14 protein-coding genes are annotated in these 17,123 nt (G+C 37.3%); 6 read left to right on the forward strand and 8 right to left on the reverse strand.

All coding sequences use genetic code 11. The annotated features are described in order from the left end of the window. Nucleotides 1–17 precede the first annotated feature (17 nt). A complete protein-coding gene (gene alaS, locus N7931_RS08990) occupies nucleotides 18–2,642 on the reverse strand; it encodes an alanine--tRNA ligase (protein WP_262793503.1) in 2,625 nt (874 codons plus the stop codon). 151 nt (nucleotides 2,643–2,793) lie between these two features. After that, nucleotides 2,794–3,258 carry a regulatory protein RecX gene (locus N7931_RS08995; protein WP_262793505.1) on the reverse strand — a complete coding sequence of 155 codons (465 nt, stop codon included), beginning with the start codon at nucleotides 3,256–3,258 and terminating at the stop codon, nucleotides 2,794–2,796. Nucleotides 3,259–3,702: 444 nt separating this feature from the next. Between N7931_RS08995 and N7931_RS09000 the strand changes: the two genes are divergently transcribed. After that, nucleotides 3,703–5,412, forward strand: a complete 1,710-nt coding sequence (locus N7931_RS09000) for a sodium:solute symporter family transporter (RefSeq protein ID WP_262793506.1) — start codon at nucleotides 3,703–3,705, stop codon at nucleotides 5,410–5,412. Between the two features lie 228 nt (nucleotides 5,413–5,640). On the opposite strand, the gene N7931_RS09005 is transcribed toward N7931_RS09000, so the two are convergent. Together N7931_RS09005 and N7931_RS09010 are read right to left on the reverse strand one after the other, a co-directional pair. Continuing rightward, the gene (locus N7931_RS09005) at nucleotides 5,641–6,105 is read right to left on the reverse strand and encodes a YaiI/YqxD family protein (RefSeq protein ID WP_262793508.1); all 465 of its coding nucleotides are present in this window, start codon (nucleotides 6,103–6,105) and stop codon (nucleotides 5,641–5,643) included. Between the two features lie 11 nt (nucleotides 6,106–6,116). Beyond that, nucleotides 6,117–7,139: a GGDEF domain-containing protein gene (locus tag N7931_RS09010; RefSeq protein ID WP_262793509.1), complete on the reverse strand. Its 1,023-nt coding sequence runs from the start codon at nucleotides 7,137–7,139 to the stop codon at nucleotides 6,117–6,119. A gap of 124 nt (nucleotides 7,140–7,263) precedes the next feature. Here N7931_RS09010 and N7931_RS09015 point away from each other — a divergent pair, with 124 nt between their 5' ends. The 4 genes from N7931_RS09015 to N7931_RS09030 all read left to right on the forward strand — a co-directional run bounded on the left by N7931_RS09015 (nucleotide 7,264) and on the right by N7931_RS09030 (nucleotide 9,930). Continuing rightward, on the forward strand, nucleotides 7,264–7,809 hold the full coding sequence (locus tag N7931_RS09015; protein ID WP_262793510.1) for an elongation factor P hydroxylase: 546 nt from the start codon (nucleotides 7,264–7,266) through the stop codon (nucleotides 7,807–7,809). Then, complete coding sequence (locus tag N7931_RS09020) at nucleotides 7,806–8,930, forward strand: ATP-NAD kinase family protein (protein WP_262793512.1); 1,125 nt, start codon at nucleotides 7,806–7,808, stop codon at nucleotides 8,928–8,930. The genes N7931_RS09015 and N7931_RS09020 overlap by 4 nt, the downstream gene beginning before the upstream one ends. 44 nt (nucleotides 8,931–8,974) lie before the next feature. Next, nucleotides 8,975–9,262: a YfcL family protein gene (locus N7931_RS09025; protein WP_262793513.1), complete on the forward strand. Its 288-nt coding sequence runs from the start codon at nucleotides 8,975–8,977 to the stop codon at nucleotides 9,260–9,262. Between the two features lie 227 nt (nucleotides 9,263–9,489). Then, complete coding sequence (locus tag N7931_RS09030) at nucleotides 9,490–9,930, forward strand: hypothetical protein (RefSeq protein ID WP_262793514.1); 441 nt, start codon at nucleotides 9,490–9,492, stop codon at nucleotides 9,928–9,930. A gap of 4 nt (nucleotides 9,931–9,934) precedes the next feature. Here the strand turns inward: N7931_RS09030 and N7931_RS09035 are convergent, their stop codons facing one another. Beyond that, nucleotides 9,935–11,080, reverse strand: a complete 1,146-nt coding sequence (locus N7931_RS09035; RefSeq protein WP_262793516.1) for a serine hydrolase domain-containing protein — start codon at nucleotides 11,078–11,080, stop codon at nucleotides 9,935–9,937. Between the two features lie 203 nt (nucleotides 11,081–11,283). Then, complete coding sequence (gene pyk, locus N7931_RS09040) at nucleotides 11,284–12,699, reverse strand: pyruvate kinase (protein ID WP_262793517.1); 1,416 nt, start codon at nucleotides 12,697–12,699, stop codon at nucleotides 11,284–11,286. Nucleotides 12,700–12,988: 289 nt separating this feature from the next. Between pyk and N7931_RS09045 the strand changes: the two genes are divergently transcribed. Further along, entirely contained in the window at nucleotides 12,989–14,608 is a 1,620-nt protein-coding gene (locus N7931_RS09045; protein WP_262793519.1) for a methyl-accepting chemotaxis protein, read from the forward strand. 224 nt (nucleotides 14,609–14,832) lie between these two features. Here N7931_RS09045 and N7931_RS09050 read toward each other — a convergent pair whose 3' ends face one another. Beyond that, the gene (locus N7931_RS09050) at nucleotides 14,833–15,690 is read right to left on the reverse strand and encodes a nitrate- and nitrite sensing domain-containing protein (RefSeq protein ID WP_262793520.1); all 858 of its coding nucleotides are present in this window, start codon (nucleotides 15,688–15,690) and stop codon (nucleotides 14,833–14,835) included. A gap of 5 nt (nucleotides 15,691–15,695) precedes the next feature. Beyond that, nucleotides 15,696–16,829, reverse strand: coding sequence for a methyl-accepting chemotaxis protein (locus N7931_RS09055; RefSeq protein WP_262793522.1), 1,134 nt, complete (start codon nucleotides 16,827–16,829; stop codon nucleotides 15,696–15,698). Between the last annotated feature and the right edge of the window lie 294 nt (nucleotides 16,830–17,123).

Consider the following 17,123-nt stretch of genomic DNA (forward strand, 5'->3'; position numbering starts at 1 on the left):
TTAGCTATATTACTGGTTTACAGTTTTGTTGCAAGCCAAGATTCAACACTAGCTAATGCTTTTTCTAAATTTTCTGGCTGACTACCACCAGCTTGCGCCATATCCGGGCGACCACCGCCTTTACCACCAACCTGCTGTGCCAGATTTGCAATTAGCTCTCCGGCTTTAACCTGTTTAGTTAAGTCGTTTGTCACACCTGCAATTAAGTTGACTTTATCTGCATTTTTTAAGCCCAGTACAATCACACCAGAACCAATTTTTTGTTTTAATTGGTCTAACGTGCCACGTAAAGCTTTTGCATCTATACCTTCAACTTCTGCTGATAATAGCTTAACACCTTGCACTTCAACAGTATTATTTAATAAATCTGCACCGGCTTGGCTGGCTAATTTATCCTGTAACTGTTGTAACTGCTTCTCTAGCTGTTTATTTTTATCTAATGCCTGACGAACTTTATCCAGTACGCTACCCGCATCAGATTTTAATAAACCGGCGATATCAACTAATTTTTGTTGCGTTTGCGCCACAAATTCACATGCGCTGTCACCCGTCACGGCTTCAATACGGCGAATACCGGCAGCAATACCCGCTTCTGAGGTAATTTTAAATAAGCCAATATCACCCGTGCGCTCAACGTGCGTACCGCCACATAACTCAGTAGAAAACTCACCCATGCTAACTACTCGAACTTCGTCATCATATTTTTCACCAAACAATGCCATAGCGCCCGCTTGTTTAGCGGCTTCTAAATCCATTAATCGGGTGGTTAATTCATGGTTTTGACGAATTTGCTGGTTAACAATCGCTTCAACTTCTGCAATTTCAGCGGCTGTCATGGCTTCAAAATGAGCAAAGTCGAAACGCAATTTATCGGCCATCACTAATGAACCTTTTTGCGAAACATGCTCGCCTAAAACTTGACGCAATACAGCATGCAATAAATGCGTAGCTGAGTGATTTAATTTAATGTTTTGGCGGCGTTGATTATCAATCACTGCATCAATTGAATCACCAACAGCAAGCGAAGCTTTGGTAACCCCTTTATGGGCAAACGCTTTGCTTAATTTAACCGTATCCTGAACTTCAAATACTTCTTGTTCGGCGCTGACAAATGCGCCTGTATCACCAACCTGACCACCAGACTCAGCATAAAATGGCGTTTGATTTAAAATCACTAACGCTTTAGTGCCGGCATCAACTGATTGAACCGATTCATTCTCTACAAAAATCTCAACAACTTGGCTTGAGTCTTTAATTTGGGTATAACCGGTAAATTCAGTTTCGTTATCTGAGCTGACAGAGTCGTTATAATCTTTACCAAACTGATTAGCTTGTTGCGCACGTTGACGCTGCTGCGCCATTGCATTTTCAAAACCTGCTTCATCAATTTTAAAATTACGCTCACGCGCAACATCATTAGTTAAATCCATTGGGAAACCATAAGTATCATATAACTTAAATACAGTTTCACCCGGAATGGTATCGCCTTTTAACTCAGCTAAAGCTTCGTTTAAAATCGCTAAACCACGATCTAAAGTTTTTAAGAATTGCTCTTCTTCTAAACGCAAAACTTTTTCCACCACAGCCTGCTGAGTTTTAAGTTCTGGATAAGCTTCAGCCATTTGATTGACTAACGACTGATAAACTCGCCAGAAAAAGACTTCACTCGCGCCTAGCTGATTGCCATGACGAATTGCACGACGAATAATACGGCGCAGAACATAACCACGGCCTTCGTTAGACGGCATAACACCATCAGCAATTAAAAAACCACATGAACGGATATGATCAGCAATTACCCGCAAAGATTTATTGGTTAAATCCGTTACGTTCAACAGCTTAGCAACGTCTTTAATCAAATTATCAAAAATATCGATTTCATAGTTGCTATGTACGTTTTGCATAATCGCAGCAATACGCTCAAGACCCATACCTGTATCAACCGACGGTTTAGGCAGAGGATCCATCCGGCCATCGGCATGACGGTTAAACTGCATAAATACGATATTCCAGATCTCGATAAAACGGTCACCGTCTTCTTCTGGTGATCCCGGAGGCCCACCCCAAATATGTGCACCGTGATCATAAAAAATTTCGGTACAAGGACCACAAGGGCCAGTATCACCCATAGACCAGAAGTTATCTGATTCGAATTTTTTCTCAGGCGATTTATCACCAATTCGGATAATACGTTCAGCCGGAACGCCTATTTGATCTTTCCAGATAGCATAAGCTTCATCGTCTGATTCATACACAGTTACCGTGAGTTTATCTTTTGGTAATTTAAGCGATTCAGTTAAAAAGCCCCATGCAAAGTTAATTGCATCCTGTTTAAAATAATCACCAAAACTAAAGTTACCTAACATTTCAAAAAAAGTATGATGGCGAGCGGTATAACCTACGTTTTCTAAATCGTTATGTTTACCACCGGCACGAACACAGCGTTGTGATGAAGTTGCACGAGTATAGCTGCGTTTATCGTTACCTAAAAAGCAGTCTTTAAATTGGTTCATCCCGGCGTTTGTGAATAACAAAGTAGGATCATCTGCTGGAACCAAAGAGCTGCTTGCGACTACTTGGTGTTGATTATTTGCGAAAAAATCTAAAAAAGCCTGCCTGATTTCAGCAGTTGTCATCGTCATTTGTCTATCCTGTAAACGTCAATCAAACTGATCATAAAATGGAATGGATGGCCGGTTTTGAGAGTAATTCTCAATTAATCTAAACAGCCAAAATTTTGCCCCGAAATGTACCATAAGCAAGTGATTTAGTTAATAGTTAAGCAAAGAATAGTTAGCTAAAACTTGAAAATACCTGCTGGATAAAATCAGAATCAAAACCACGAGAATACAAAAACCGATAGCGCTTTTGTTTATCTTTAAAATCTTTAATCGGCTTTTGCCGGAATTTTCGCTCGTAGCAGTCATTAACAACTTGCTGCCAGTCAATTTCAGCTTCTTCGGTTAAGCTGTTTAGATCGGCCTTAATTTTGTGCTGATAAAAGAGCTGTTGAATCACTTTTGGCCCATAACCACTGCCTGCTTTAGCTTTGAGTAAACTGAGTGCAAATCTGTGATCACTTTGCCAGTTATTATCTGCAAATTCGGCTAACAAGCTTTGGCTAATTTGCGCCGGACATAATCTGTTATCCAGCTTGTTTTGCAGTTCATGCTGAGAATATTCACGCCTTGATAATAAATAAAACAAATATTGTTTGGCTTGCGAATAATCTGTGATCGGTGGTATGTCTTTATTCATATTTAATTAAATTAACATAAGGCAGATTAATAGTCACTGCGCTAACCAAATGACTAGCCATTAACTCAAGATATGTAACGATTGTGTCTTAACGTACACACAAAAAATATTGCACAATATAATTTAATTTCTTTCAGTTTAATAAATTTGAATGTCAAGCCTTACTTTTATTCAAATCCGGCATTTGCGATAAAGCGGTATCAATGCGAGATAAAACGATTACCCTTATATTTATATGTTAAATAATTTAATATTTTAAATGGTCTAAAAAGGGTAAAAAATCGCTTTAAAATACAAAAAAACAACAATTTTTTATAGTTTTTCTATTTTTCTCTATTAAAATAATGAATTATTCTGCATAATGAAAGGTGTAACGTTTTACCCACTTTATGTTTTGCAGATAAGTCCACCCTTTGGATTTATAAATCAGAGTATCAAAATAATATGAATTACATTGAAATAAGCTTATTTATAATAGCCGTTGCCGGTGTTATCGGTATGGGTATCTGGAAGAGCAAACAAGGCGTAGATGATTTAGAGCATCAGTCTAGTAGTTCTTACTTTTTAGCGGGCCGAGGCTTGTCTTGGTATTTAGTTGGTTTTTCATTAATTGCAGCCAATATATCAACTGAACAATTTGTTGGTATGTCGGGTAAAGCCGCCGACTGGTTAGGCATGGCTATCGCCTCTTACGAGTGGATGGCTGCAATTACTTTAGTGGTGGTTGCATTTGTATTTTTACCCCGCTTTTTAAAAGCCGGTATTTATACCGTTCCTGAGTTTTTGGAATATAGATACGGCTCATTTTCTCGCACAGTCATGGCGGTTGCTACCCTATTAATTTTAGTGGGTGTACCAACAGCATCGGTTATTTATTCGGGCGCAAAAGTGATTTCCGGTTATTACCCTGACGTATTTATTTTAGGCAACCTAACTGCTGCATGTTGGCTTATTGCTTTACTGGCTGCTGGTTATGTCTTTGTTGGTGGTTTAAAAGCTTGTGTGTGGACAGATTTAGTCTGGGGCTCTGCACTGATTATTGGTGGCGGTATTGTTGCTTATTTAGCATTTCAGGCTTTAGGCAGTGCAGATCCTGCATCTTTAGTGCAAACTGCAACCCTTAAAGATGTCACCACTGAGCAATTACAAAATGCCGGAAGTTGGGAGCGATTTCAGTTATTAAATGCAGGTACAGCCGAAGAAGGTGGCAAACTGCACATGATCCGCCCAATTGATGATGCTGAAATTCCGTGGACAGCTTTAATTATCGGTTTATGGATCCCTAACTTTTTTTATTGGGGCTTAAACCAATACATTATCCAGCGTACTTTAGGCTCTAAATCGTTAGCGGAAGGCCAAAAAGGGATTGTATTTGCTGCTTTTTTAAAACTATTAATTCCTTTTGTTGTCGTGATTCCGGGGATTTTAGCTTTTAACCTTTATTACGAGCAACTTGCCTTACAAAATGGTGGCTTTGATTATGATGCCGCATTCCCGACTTTATTACGTAATTTAATTAAACCTTATCCTTGGGTTTCATGGTTTATTCTTGCCGCTATTTTTGGAGCGATAGTTAGCTCACTGGCTTCAATGCTTAACTCAGCATCGACCATTGCTACTATGGATTTATACAAAAAAGTAAAACCGGATACCCATGACGATAAACTACCGCAAATCGGACGTTTATTTGTAGTGATTTTTGTGATGATCTCAGCCTTAATTGCACCCACATTAAGTCATCCGGGGTTTGGTGGTATCTTTACTTTTATTCAGGAATTCCAAGGCTTTATCAGCTCAGGTATTATCGCTATTTTCTTATTCGGGATGTTAGTGCCAAGAGCGCCGCGCTTTTTAGGCTGGAGCGGCATTTTATTAAATGTTGTGCTGTATGGCTCTATTAAGTGGATTTTTGGCGATATGATAGTGGACGCTGGTTTATGGTTTTCAAATGAAATTGCATTTTTAGATCGTATGGCAATCTGCTTTATTTTAGTCATGCTTTATTGCGCAATTGCTACTTTAGTTAAGCCTTTAGATAAACCAGTTGAATTACCGGTGAATAGCGAGATTGAACTGGCGTCATCCAAGAGTGCAAAAATTGCAGGCGTGTTAGTGGTGTTAATGACAATCGGCCTGTATATCCAGTTCTGGTAATAAATAACCTCAATTCGGTTTAATGAATATGTAGAATTATAAGGTTAAATAATTCAATTAGTTAGAATACACCTTAACCCGAGTTGAGGTTAATTAATTGACCGAATTTGCGAGCCTAGTTTGGTCAGTCAACGATTAGTCGTGTGGTCCAGGGAAGGACATTTCTACATATCAAAGCGTGAAACTCTGGATAAAAAAGCTTTGAGTTTAATTTCGTTTTATACTTGGTTATTTAGCTGCTATTTTTTGCAAATAACGGTTTAAAATTTTATCCAGTTCATTAGCAAAATTTCGGCGGTCTGTTTGGCTTAAACTCGCAGGTCCTCCGGTTTGAATGCCGCTCGAACGTAAAGTTTCATAAAAATCCCGCATGCCCAATTTTGCTTTAATAGTTGCAACAGAATATAACTCACCTCTTGGGTTAAGCGCCATGCCCCCTTTATTAAGCACTTCGTAAGCCAGCGGAATATCTGCGGTTATGACTAAATCATCTTGATTACAGCGCTCTACAATTTCGTTGTCTGCCTGATCAAAACCAGCAGAAACCCGATACATTTTAATATAAGGTGACGATGGTACTTTTACATTCTGGTTGGCAATTAGAGTGGTTTCTATTTTTGTGCGCTGCGCGGCTCTAAAAATAATCTCTTTAATTACCGCAGGGCAGGCATCAGCATCAACCCAAATTTTCATTACATCATTCATTAAAATAACTCAATCTCGCCAACTTCTAACATACTGTTACCAAAGCCATCACCATGTATTTTGGCAACGGTATCAAAACTAATAATGCAGTTTTTACCCGATTCTTTAGCATGGTTTAAAGAACGAGTTGCCCGATCAATTAATTCACTAGTTAATATTCCAGGCAAGGTCATGGTATATCCAATACTGACTGTAATAGTTTCAATTCTAGGGAAATTTGATTCAGAAACTCGTAATCGAAAACGCTCTAAAATATCTTCGGCGCTGCGTTTACTCACATACCGGATTAACACCGCAAATTGTTCTCCATTAAAACGACATATTAAATCACTTTCTCTGAACGAAATTTCCATCAGACGCGCGAGTTTAATTAATACTTCATCACCAATTGAGTGACCAAATCTTTCATTAACGCGTTTAAAATCATCAATATCAATTAATACCACTGCATGTGAACTAGGCAAATGTAAATCATCACGTCTATCCTGTTCCACTTTAATAATGCTGTCATCTTCAAGCGACTGATCAGAATAGAATGTATTGCCGTTAACCGCATCTGAAAAAATGCTTGGCGTAAATAAACCAGTCAAATTATCCCTTTGGTAAAAATATAAAACCGACAATTGATTGGTCCAAATCGTAATAAGTGTATTAAAAATATTGATTCGAGAGATATCAGCATTTTCTAGTCCAACTTTAAAAGCAAATAAAGCAAAGCAAGACCCCTCATTTAATACACAAAAATATTGCACGCCCTGCTCTTCAAAATGACTTGGGATACTTTTTCGCCCTAATGCCATTTCTTTTACTATTCTTGACTCGTTATCTGAAATATCACTTTTTCCGTTAATAAATGCTAAATCTAATTCATCTCCATTATGCATAAGCTGGTTGATATAAATGCGATATTCATACATTGATATAATTTGTCGGCAAAATTTTAACCCCAGAGTATTTAACTGTGTGATTGAGGTTTGTTTGGTCATTTTATCAAATGCCTGATGTAGTTTTTCCCACTTCATATTAAGTTCTCTGTTGGGTTAACTCATAATAAATAAAACTTGTGCTGTTTTAGCAGTCAATAAACGTTAGAATACGCTTTTAAATTTAGTTTATACAACAGTATACATGCAAACCTGCTTAAAAATGTCCGTTGCGCACAAAACTGAAGATTTAATTGATATTTTTTATCAATCACTTGGCAAACAATATAATACCCGAGTGATAAAAGGTAGTGATGAACCTATTTATTTACCGGCCAATCAATCCACCCCATATCATCAAATTGTATTTGCACACGGTTTTTATACCAGCGCCCTGCACGAAATAGCGCACTGGTGTTTGGCTGGTGAAAAACGCCGCCAGTTAGAAGATTATGGTTACTGGTATTGCCCAGACGGACGCGATCAAACTCAGCAGACCGAGTTTGAGCAGGTTGAAATAAAACCACAGGCAATTGAATGGTGTTTATCAGTTGCTGCTGGGCTTTCATTTAACGTAAGCTGCGATAATTTAAATGGCAGTTATACCCCAAATCGGCACGCATTCAGAGCAAAAATATTTAATCAGGTAAAACTGTATTTGGCTCAAGGGCTTCCTCCCAGAGTACACCAATTATGTCAGGCATTAGCAGAGTTTTATCAGGTAGAATTTCCCTTAAAAATATCACAATTTAATGAGTTTGAGCGGTGAAAATATTTAAATTAGGATTAATCATTAACCCCATTGCCGGCATTGGCGGCAGCGTAGCGTTAAAAGGCAGCGATGGTGAGCAAACCCAGCAACAGGCTTTTGCCTTAGGGGCAAATAAACTAGCAAATCAAAAAACCCAAATAGCGCTTGAATATTTAACCGGATTTAAAAATAAAATTGAAGTTTACACCGCAAATGATGAAATGGGCGCGGCTTTAGCTCAGGGGTTAGGGTTTACCACACATATAGTGCATACAAGCCCTGCTCAAACCAGTGCAGAAGATACTAAAATATGTGTGCAAAATTTAATAAATGCAGAGGTTGATTTAATTTTATTTGCCGGTGGCGATGGCACTGCGCGCAATATTTGTGAAGTTGCACCAGAGCATATTCCAGTTTTAGGTATTCCGGCAGGTTGTAAAATTCATTCTGGGGTTTATACCATCACCCCAAAAGCCGCCGGCGAACTTTGTCAAAAGTTAATCAGCGGCGAAATGCTCACTCTGGCCGAAGCCGATGTGATGGATATAGACGAAAATCAATTCAGACAAGGCATTGTTAAAGCTAAACGTTATGGCGATTTATTAATCCCGATGGATTTACGCTATGTACAAGCTGTTAAACAAGGTGGCAAAGAAACCGAAGAACTAGTTTTACAGGATATAGCTGCAGATATTATCGAGCTTATGGAAGAAGATGAAAACTGCCTGTATTTAATTGGCTCAGGTTCAACCACCCAAGCGATCATGCAAGCCTTATATTTAGACAATACTTTACTTGGGGTTGATGCAGTTTATCAGCAAAATTTAGTTGGCCGTGACTTAACTGAAAATCAAATTTGGCAATTAATGCAGCAATATCCAAAAACCAAATTAATTATTAGTTTAATTGGTGGTCAGGGTCATATTTTAGGGCGTGGTAATCAACAAATCAGCCCACGGATTATTGCTCAAATCGGCAAATATAACATTCATTTAGTGGCAACCAAAAGCAAATTACAAAAGTTAGATGGCAAACCCTTAATTGTAGATACATTAGATAACTCAATTAATGAATCTTTAGCCGGATTAATCAAAGTCACCACTGGCTTTCATGACTCTGTGCTTTATCCGGTCGGTTAATTAAACAACCAAAACTCAAATAAAAAGATATAAAAGGTAACAAAATGTCGCAACAAGAACATCAAGCAGCAGAAGCATTTATTGAAAAAATTGAAGCGCAATTAGACCAAATGGTTGAAGATGCAGACGCAGATACATTATTTATTTCCGGCTATTTACGCGGTCATATTATGCTAACAGCCGGTTATTTAGAAATGGAAAATCAACTCAATATTCAAGATTTAATCACCAAAACCAACGACTCACTAGAACAAGCAATCGCAGGCGGTGAATTGGATGAAAACGATCAGCTTTTAGTTAAAAATATGTGGCAACAACTACAAACCCTATAAATGGTAATCAGTTATAAGCTTAGTTTTAATTAACTCACAATAACGTTTAGCTTGGTTTCCGTCATAAAACGATTGGAACAACTCAAGCACGAATAAAGCGTTTAAAAGCATTGCTACGTAAAATTGTTTATAAGTTTTACCATTTTTTTGAATGACGCTCGATAATTTTTTTGAGAACGAGGTTTTTCTACAGTCTCGTTAGGTGACCTAAATATGAGGGGGAAATTTTGAATATATATAGCTCTCCTAAAAGTGAATTACAGACACAAGAGATGCTTAACAACAAGCGCGTAATGCTAGGGAGAGTATTTTGTTTCCTCAGTTTACTGATGCTCTGCTCTATTATTGGTTTATACCAAACATTGAGCGCACTGATTGGCATTATTCAAGATGTTTCTTCATCTAATGCAGCAGACCCAAAAGTAGTAGCAGGGAGAATAAGTCAAGCATTTGTGTATATGGTTCAGTGGTTATTTTTGGCCGTCTTTGGTTGGCTATGTACTTTAGTCGCCATATTTTTCTCTAGTTACCGCTCAAGACGTTATTTTGCTGTTTGGCTACTTTCTTCGGTCATCCTGATAGTGTCAATTCCATTTGGTTCCTTGTTTGGTCTTATTTTAGCGTTAGTCCTCTTTTTTAAACGAAAAGAGTTCAAAAAGCTCAGCTAATAACTTATTGCAGCGATTTAGCATTCGCCCAGAAGCCGGATGTTAATTCGCTAATCACGCTAGATTCAGCATTTAATAATATCGCAAACCCTAAATCTAAATCTGGTGAATAACCAATTGCCGCGCGATATCCCCTCACCCAGCCAGAGTGAAAATAAACAGGATAATCATCAAACTGATAAATTCGCCAGCCATAGCCATAATAAGCATCGGTTAAATATTCACGCCAATAACGTTTATTTAGCTCGCGAGTGGTTTTTATTCTCGGTTCAGTTAATTCTGCAAGCAAATTTTTAGATAAAATATCCGGCTGATAACCTAAATTAGCGATTAACCAATTTGCTAAATCTGAAATACTGGCATTAACGCCTGCGGCCGGTTCGACTTTGTAAAAGTCGGCATCAATGGCCACTTGAGTCCAAATATATTTGCCCTGTTTTTTATCAATTAACACATGCGGTTTCGCATAATTGTCACCACTGATAAAAGGTTTTAAACCAACCGAAGCATCGGCCATTTTTAACGGCGCAAAAATACGCTCATTTAATAGCTCAGCAAAAGGCTCTGGCTGAATGGTTTCAATTGCTGGCTGTACCAAAGAGTAAGCAATATTCTGATAGCCATAACATTGATCTGGCTGGCACAAAGGGGTAATTTTATTAAACCATGACAAAATGCGCTGCATATCCCAGTTTTCATGCAATAAATTGTCATAAGCATTTGGGATTAAACCGCTGGAATGGCTTAATAAATGATGGATCTGAATTTTATCTGCCGCGGTTTTATCTGCCAGAGTAAACTCAGGCACATATTTGGTAATCGGATCATTTAAACTGAGTTTATTTTCCAGCGCCAGCATAGTCGTCACGGTTGCCGAAAAGGTTTTAGACACCGAGGCTAACCGAAAAACCGTATGGCTATTTACTTTTTGCGACTGGCTTTGATCTGTATATCCAAAAGTTTCAAGCGCAGCTATCTGATTATTTTTAACAATCACATAAGCGCCACCGGGAATACTCATTTGCGCGAGTTTTAACGCAACTTGCTGTGAAAACCTTTGATTAAAATCAGTGATAGATTCAGCTTTTACAGTAAAGCTGAATAAAAATAGAACAGGAAAAAGCAGATAAAAAGTTAAGCGAACAGCCATATAAAAAGCACTAAATTAAATATCTCGAACAGATTAAAAAGTGCATTATTCTAACGTTAATCGCTTAACTTAAACAAATATATTTTAACAGCTCACTCTTTTATAAATGATTGTTCGAATATCATCTACACTATATCAACAGAAAACAGACATAAAAAACCAGCTTTTTGAGCTGGTTTCTTGTCAGTCGATAAACTTAAATATTATTCAACTAATGCTTTAACTGTATTGATTTCAAAGCGGTTTGTTTCACCTTTTGGTGAACCTGGTGCGCTTTTAGCAACAACCACTAAGCTGTTTTCAGTTAAGGTTTTATTTTCAACTAATGGGCTTAATGCTTTATTTAATACTTTAGCGCGTTCTTCAACACTAATTAAATAAGCATCAACACCATAGCTTAAAGATAATAGTCTAAGTGGCTCTGGCTCGTAACAAGCAGCATAAATTGGCGCAGCAGGACGATGCGAAGCAATTTGACGAGCAGTTGTACCCTGACGAGTTGGCACTACAATCGCATCTACATCTAAATCGCGTGCCGCTTTAGCAACCGATTTTGCAATATAAGCCTGTAAATTATCACGGGTATCTTCGATATCAAAGTTGATACCTTTAGCTGTTTGTTGCTCAACATGGCGAACAATTCGCGCCATAGTTTCAACTGCTTCAAACGGATAATCACCGTAAGCAGATTCACCAGATAACATTACTGCGTCAGTACCATCTAAAACTGCATTAGCAACATCAGAGATTTCTGCACGTGTAGGACGTGGGTTTTGGATCATGCTTTCAAGCATTTGAGTTGCAGTAATGACCGGGACTTTAGCGCGGATACATTTTTGAATCATAGCTTTTTGCACTAATGGTACTTCTTCACCCGGAATTTCAATCCCTAAGTCACCACGTGCAACCATAACGCCATACACAACTTCTAAAATTTCATCTAAATTATCAACCCCTTCGCGGTTTTCAATTTTAGCGATAATTTTAATTGGCGAATTTTTTTCATCCAAGATTTTTTGAACATCTAATACGTCTTGTTTATTACGTACAAATGAGTGAGCAATAAAATCAACACCCGCGTCAATTGCCATTTCAATAAAGCTGCGGTCACGCTCAGTAACAGATGGTAAACGAATCGCAACACCCGGTACGTTTACGCTTTTCTTTTTCTTAATTTTGCCGTTGTTTAAAGCCGTTGTGTATAAAGCTTCATCATCTTTGCTGTCTACAACTAACTCTAATAAACCATCATCAATTAAAATATGAGCACCAACTGGTACGTCTTTAACAAAACCTAAATAGTTAACCTGAACCGCTTCACGTGTAGTTGCTACATCTAAACCATCGGCACGGAAAGTGACTTTTTCACCCGTTTTAATGGTTAAATCTTCTTCGATTTTTAAATTAGTACGCATTTCAGGGCCTTTGGTATCAACCAAAACCGCTAATTTTTCACTCACTTTACGTACGTTTTCAATAACAACACGGGTATCTTCCGGTGTTTGGTGAGCTGTATTTAAACGAATTACGTTAACGCCACGCTTATATAATTCGCCGATAAATTCCACGTCGCCTTTCAAGTCTGAAACGGTTGCGACTATTTTAGTCTTTTTACTCATTTATATTATTCGCCATTAATTGTTTAATTATAAAAATTGTGCTGCATATTATACGCAGTTTTGTTTGTCAATTCCGATAAAAAAATGAAATATCATAATTAATTCATCATTATACTCGACATAAAATGACAAAATATACTTTTACATGATTTTATTTCCTGCAATTAAAAGTTAAAATGTAAACAATCTAGATCCAACCTCTTAGCGTGTTTGTTTAATAGCACCTATAGTTACATTTTAACTCCACTTCGCTGATTCAATTTATTTTATCAAAAGGATAAAAGGATATATGTTACGTAATATAAACCTAAAAACTCGGCTGTTATCTGCGTTTGGTTTGGTTATTTTACTACTGATTATTTCAAGTTTGTTCTCCCTTTCATCAATGAAAAAAATAAGAGAACATGCAGATATTATTGAGACTAATCTATTACCTGCCATCAGCAGCTTAGGTCATCTAAATTCAAGTGTATTAGAGATTAGAATTTTAACGTTTAGGGTATTAACTGCAAAAAATAATGCTTCGCTCAGAACAGACCTTGAAGAAATAACTAAAGTAAAAAAACAAGCTGCAATTTATTTATCTGATTATGAAAAAACTATTTATCTAGAAGCTGAAGCCCAAGCATTTAAAGAATTTCAGCAAGCTAAAAATAACTATCTGAATAATCAAAATCAAATTCTGGAATTGATTCAGCAAGGACAAACTAACCAAACAGAAAAATATATTCCCCAAATGAATAAAGCAGCGGATACAATGAATTCAGTGCTTAAAGAAATAATAAAAATTAATCAAGAAGCGGTTAATGAAGCTAGAGCGCTTTCTATTTCTGCTTACGAAAATAGTTTTTGGGCTGTTATATTAATCGCAAGCTTAGCAATTATTCTAGCTTGGATTATTGCCTTATTAATTTCATCTAGTATTAATAAACCTTTACTACTTGCGCTAACTTCAGCCGAACATATTGCGAAAGGGGATTTAACTCAACAGATAACAGTAGATGGAGATGATGAAATCACGCGTTTATTAAATGCACTCAAAGCTATGCGAGGTCACTTGCATACAACAATTACACAAATTGCCCACTCATCAGATCAACTGGCTTCTGCCGCAGAAGAACTTAGCTCTGTTACAGACGATTCATCTAAAAATTTACAATTGCAAAATGATGAAATTCAACAGGCAGCTACAGCCATTACTCAAATGAGTTCAGCCGTAGATGAAGTTGCAGATACAGCACAGAAAACATCTAGTTCATCCAGTGAAACAAAAAGATTAGCTGGTGAAGGCCAACAAAAAGTAAAAGAAACAACACAAGTCATTGAATTAATGAGCCAAGACATGGCACAAAGTACACAAGTTATTAATCAATTAGCTGAAAATGTTGCCTCTATCGGGCAAGTCTTGGATGTCATAAGAGCCGTTGCAGAACAGACTAATTTATTAGCACTAAATGCCGCGATTGAAGCTGCGCGCGCGGGTGAAGCTGGTCGAGGCTTTGCAGTTGTAGCGGATGAAGTTCGTAGTCTAGCGCACAGAACTCAAGTATCTACCGGAGAAATAGAAAATATGGTGCGCTTAGTGCAGGAATCGGCTCAAGAAGCAGTTCGTACTATGCAAGACTCAAATTCAAAAACAGAGCGAGCTCAAACTGTAGCAAAAGCAGCCAGCGATGCATTGAATCAAATTACAGAGCAAATCAATCTAATTAGTGATAGTAATCATTTAATTGCAACAGCAGCAGAAGAGCAGTCAAACGTATCAAGGGAGATTGATGCTAACATTGTTAAAATTAGTGATCTGGCAGCACAAAACGCGGCTGGCGCTAATCAAACTAGTGCAAGCACCAGCGAGTTAACCCGACTTGCAATTGCCTTAAATGAGCTAGTCAATAAATTTAAAATTTAGCACTCCAACTATACATAAGTAATTGAATATCATCTGACCACTATATAATATAAAAAGCATATAGTGGTCAGCGATGATAGAGTCAATAATTTATTGAGTAAGTGATCCTAAATAGGCAATTTTACTAAGATTAAATTTTTAACAAAAACTATAGATTCACAGAGTTACCCCATGTGGATTTGGAAATGCATAATTCTAGTACTTCGTTTTCATGCCTCCATGACTTAAATATCATTTTTTAAATCAGCCTTAATTTTATTAATTTCTAAGTCAAATACCTGATTAACTGCATTCATAGTTTCGGTTGCTAAAGCAAAATACTGTTTAGCATCTAAGCTGATTTGTTCGCTTTCGATCATCTGGCATTTTATGGTTTGGCATAAATCCGCTATTTTCTGATGAGCAGCTTTAAGCTGATTCATACTGCTTTGCTCAGTTTGCTTGGCATTATTAACAAAATTTTGGTAGGTAAATTGACTTACCTCTTCAATTTTTTGATATAAAAAACCCAATTTAATTTTTTCTACCCGCGTACAACTTTTTGCAGTTGCAACCCCTGTCCCTAATGCTCTGGCTTGACCAATATATTCACTCACCTGCAATAATTCGCGCCATAATAAACCTATATTTGGAAAATGATGCATCGTTGCCGAAGTAAGCTGATAATGTTCAGCCATATCTTCTAATAAATACAATAAGTTACCTATTAGCTGGGTATGTTGAAAAATACTTTGTTCAGGGGTTAAATCGGCTATTTTTTGGTGTAATCGCTGCCAATGCTCAAGATTAATAGCCCAACCCTCAAATTTAAGAATCAATCCATTTTGAGCTAACTGATGACTAATTTGGGCACATAAATTAACTAATTGTTTTATCTCGCTTAATACACTTTTATCGCCTCTAATATAAGCAACGGATAATCCTCTATGTTTTTGAATCGTACTAATTAAATTTCTCAGCAATAAAATTTGTTCGATTCCACACACCTGCTGGCTTCTACGTTTTTTTGCGGTGTGTAAAACCAGCATCATTAAGCCCAAAACTAAAAATAAAACAAAGCTGACTGGCATTAAATATGTCATTATGGCTACCTTGTTTGGATAATTTGATTTTGGGTAAGCGATTTTAAATGATTAGCAATTGCCCCCGCCTGTTCTGCGACTTCAGCATTGGCCTGAGCGCCAATCACGACTCTTTCAATATGTTCTGAAATTTCCTGATTTGCTTGATTTTGTTGCTCGGTATTACTAGCTATCATTTGCATTTCAGCTTGTACTTGCCGGGTTTTATCATGCATGTTGGCAATAACAATTTCGGTTTGACCAGCCGTTTGCAAGCAACTGGTGCTGCGATCAACCACTTGCTTCATATTAAAATTAACCAAACGGCTTTTTTCTAAAACCTGTTTTACATTACCGGTAATTTGGTTAGCAGCCTGACTACTGCGATCAGCCAAAGCTCGAACTTCATCTGCAACTACGGCAAAGCCACGGCCTAAATCACCAGCGCGAGCGGCTTCTATCGAGGCATTTAAAGCCAATAAATTAGTTTGTGCAGAGATATCCTGAATTATATTCGACATATCAGCCACAGATTCAGCTAATGTATCCAATTCACTCATTTGAGTTTGTGTGGTATCTGCATCCGCTTTAACATCTTCAATTTCTTGTTTTAATTGTGTTAAGTAGCGTTTGCCACTTTCAGAATCCGTTTGTGCCTGCGTTGATAATTCAAACGCAGCTTGAATTTTTTCTGAAACTTGCTGCAAAGACTGGTTCATTTCTAAAATTGCAGCGGCTGTTGAATTAGTAGAATCCGATTGATTTTGAACATTATGAGCAACTTGCTGAGCCGACTCAATTACTTGTAGAGAGGCATGTTCAACCTCATTTATTTTGGCTTTAAGTGCGTTATTTTGCCGGCTTAGTTCACGCAATAGCTCAATTAATTGAGTAACAGGTTTACCCAAAGCTAACGCATTTAGCTCTAGTTTTCGGTAATCGTAATCAAATTTTTCACCCTGTTTCAGTTTTTGCTCTAAAGTAGATAACTCTTTTAAAATAGCGCTAAACAATAAAGCTAATATGATTAACCCTAAAACCGTAAAAGCCGCAGCGAGCCAAATTGGCATTAAAAACGCAGCGACAAAACAAACTAAACTCAATAACCAGACCAAACTAAAAATTTGTTTAAGCCCAGTTTTTCTCAGTATATAAACCATAACAATCACTTAATACCAAAGTCAGTGTGCCCGAACATTCCTCATTAAATGTTTCACCTGACAACAAATACTTAGGGTAATTAGCAATTGATATGCCAAAAATTAGTGCAAATAAAATAAAGGGGGATAATAAACAAAAAAAACTTAAACTATTGATAAATTTAATAATATTAAAATTAAATGTGGTTAATGATGGTTGATTCAGGCGTTAATTTAACAACAAAAAGCAGGATGAACTAAAACAGGGAGAACAGATTAACTTGGGCATAATAAGCCGCACAAATAAAGTGCAGC

This window comes from Catenovulum sp. 2E275 (assembly GCF_025515275.1).
In the GTDB taxonomy this organism is placed as follows: Bacteria; Pseudomonadota; Gammaproteobacteria; order Enterobacterales; family Alteromonadaceae; genus Catenovulum.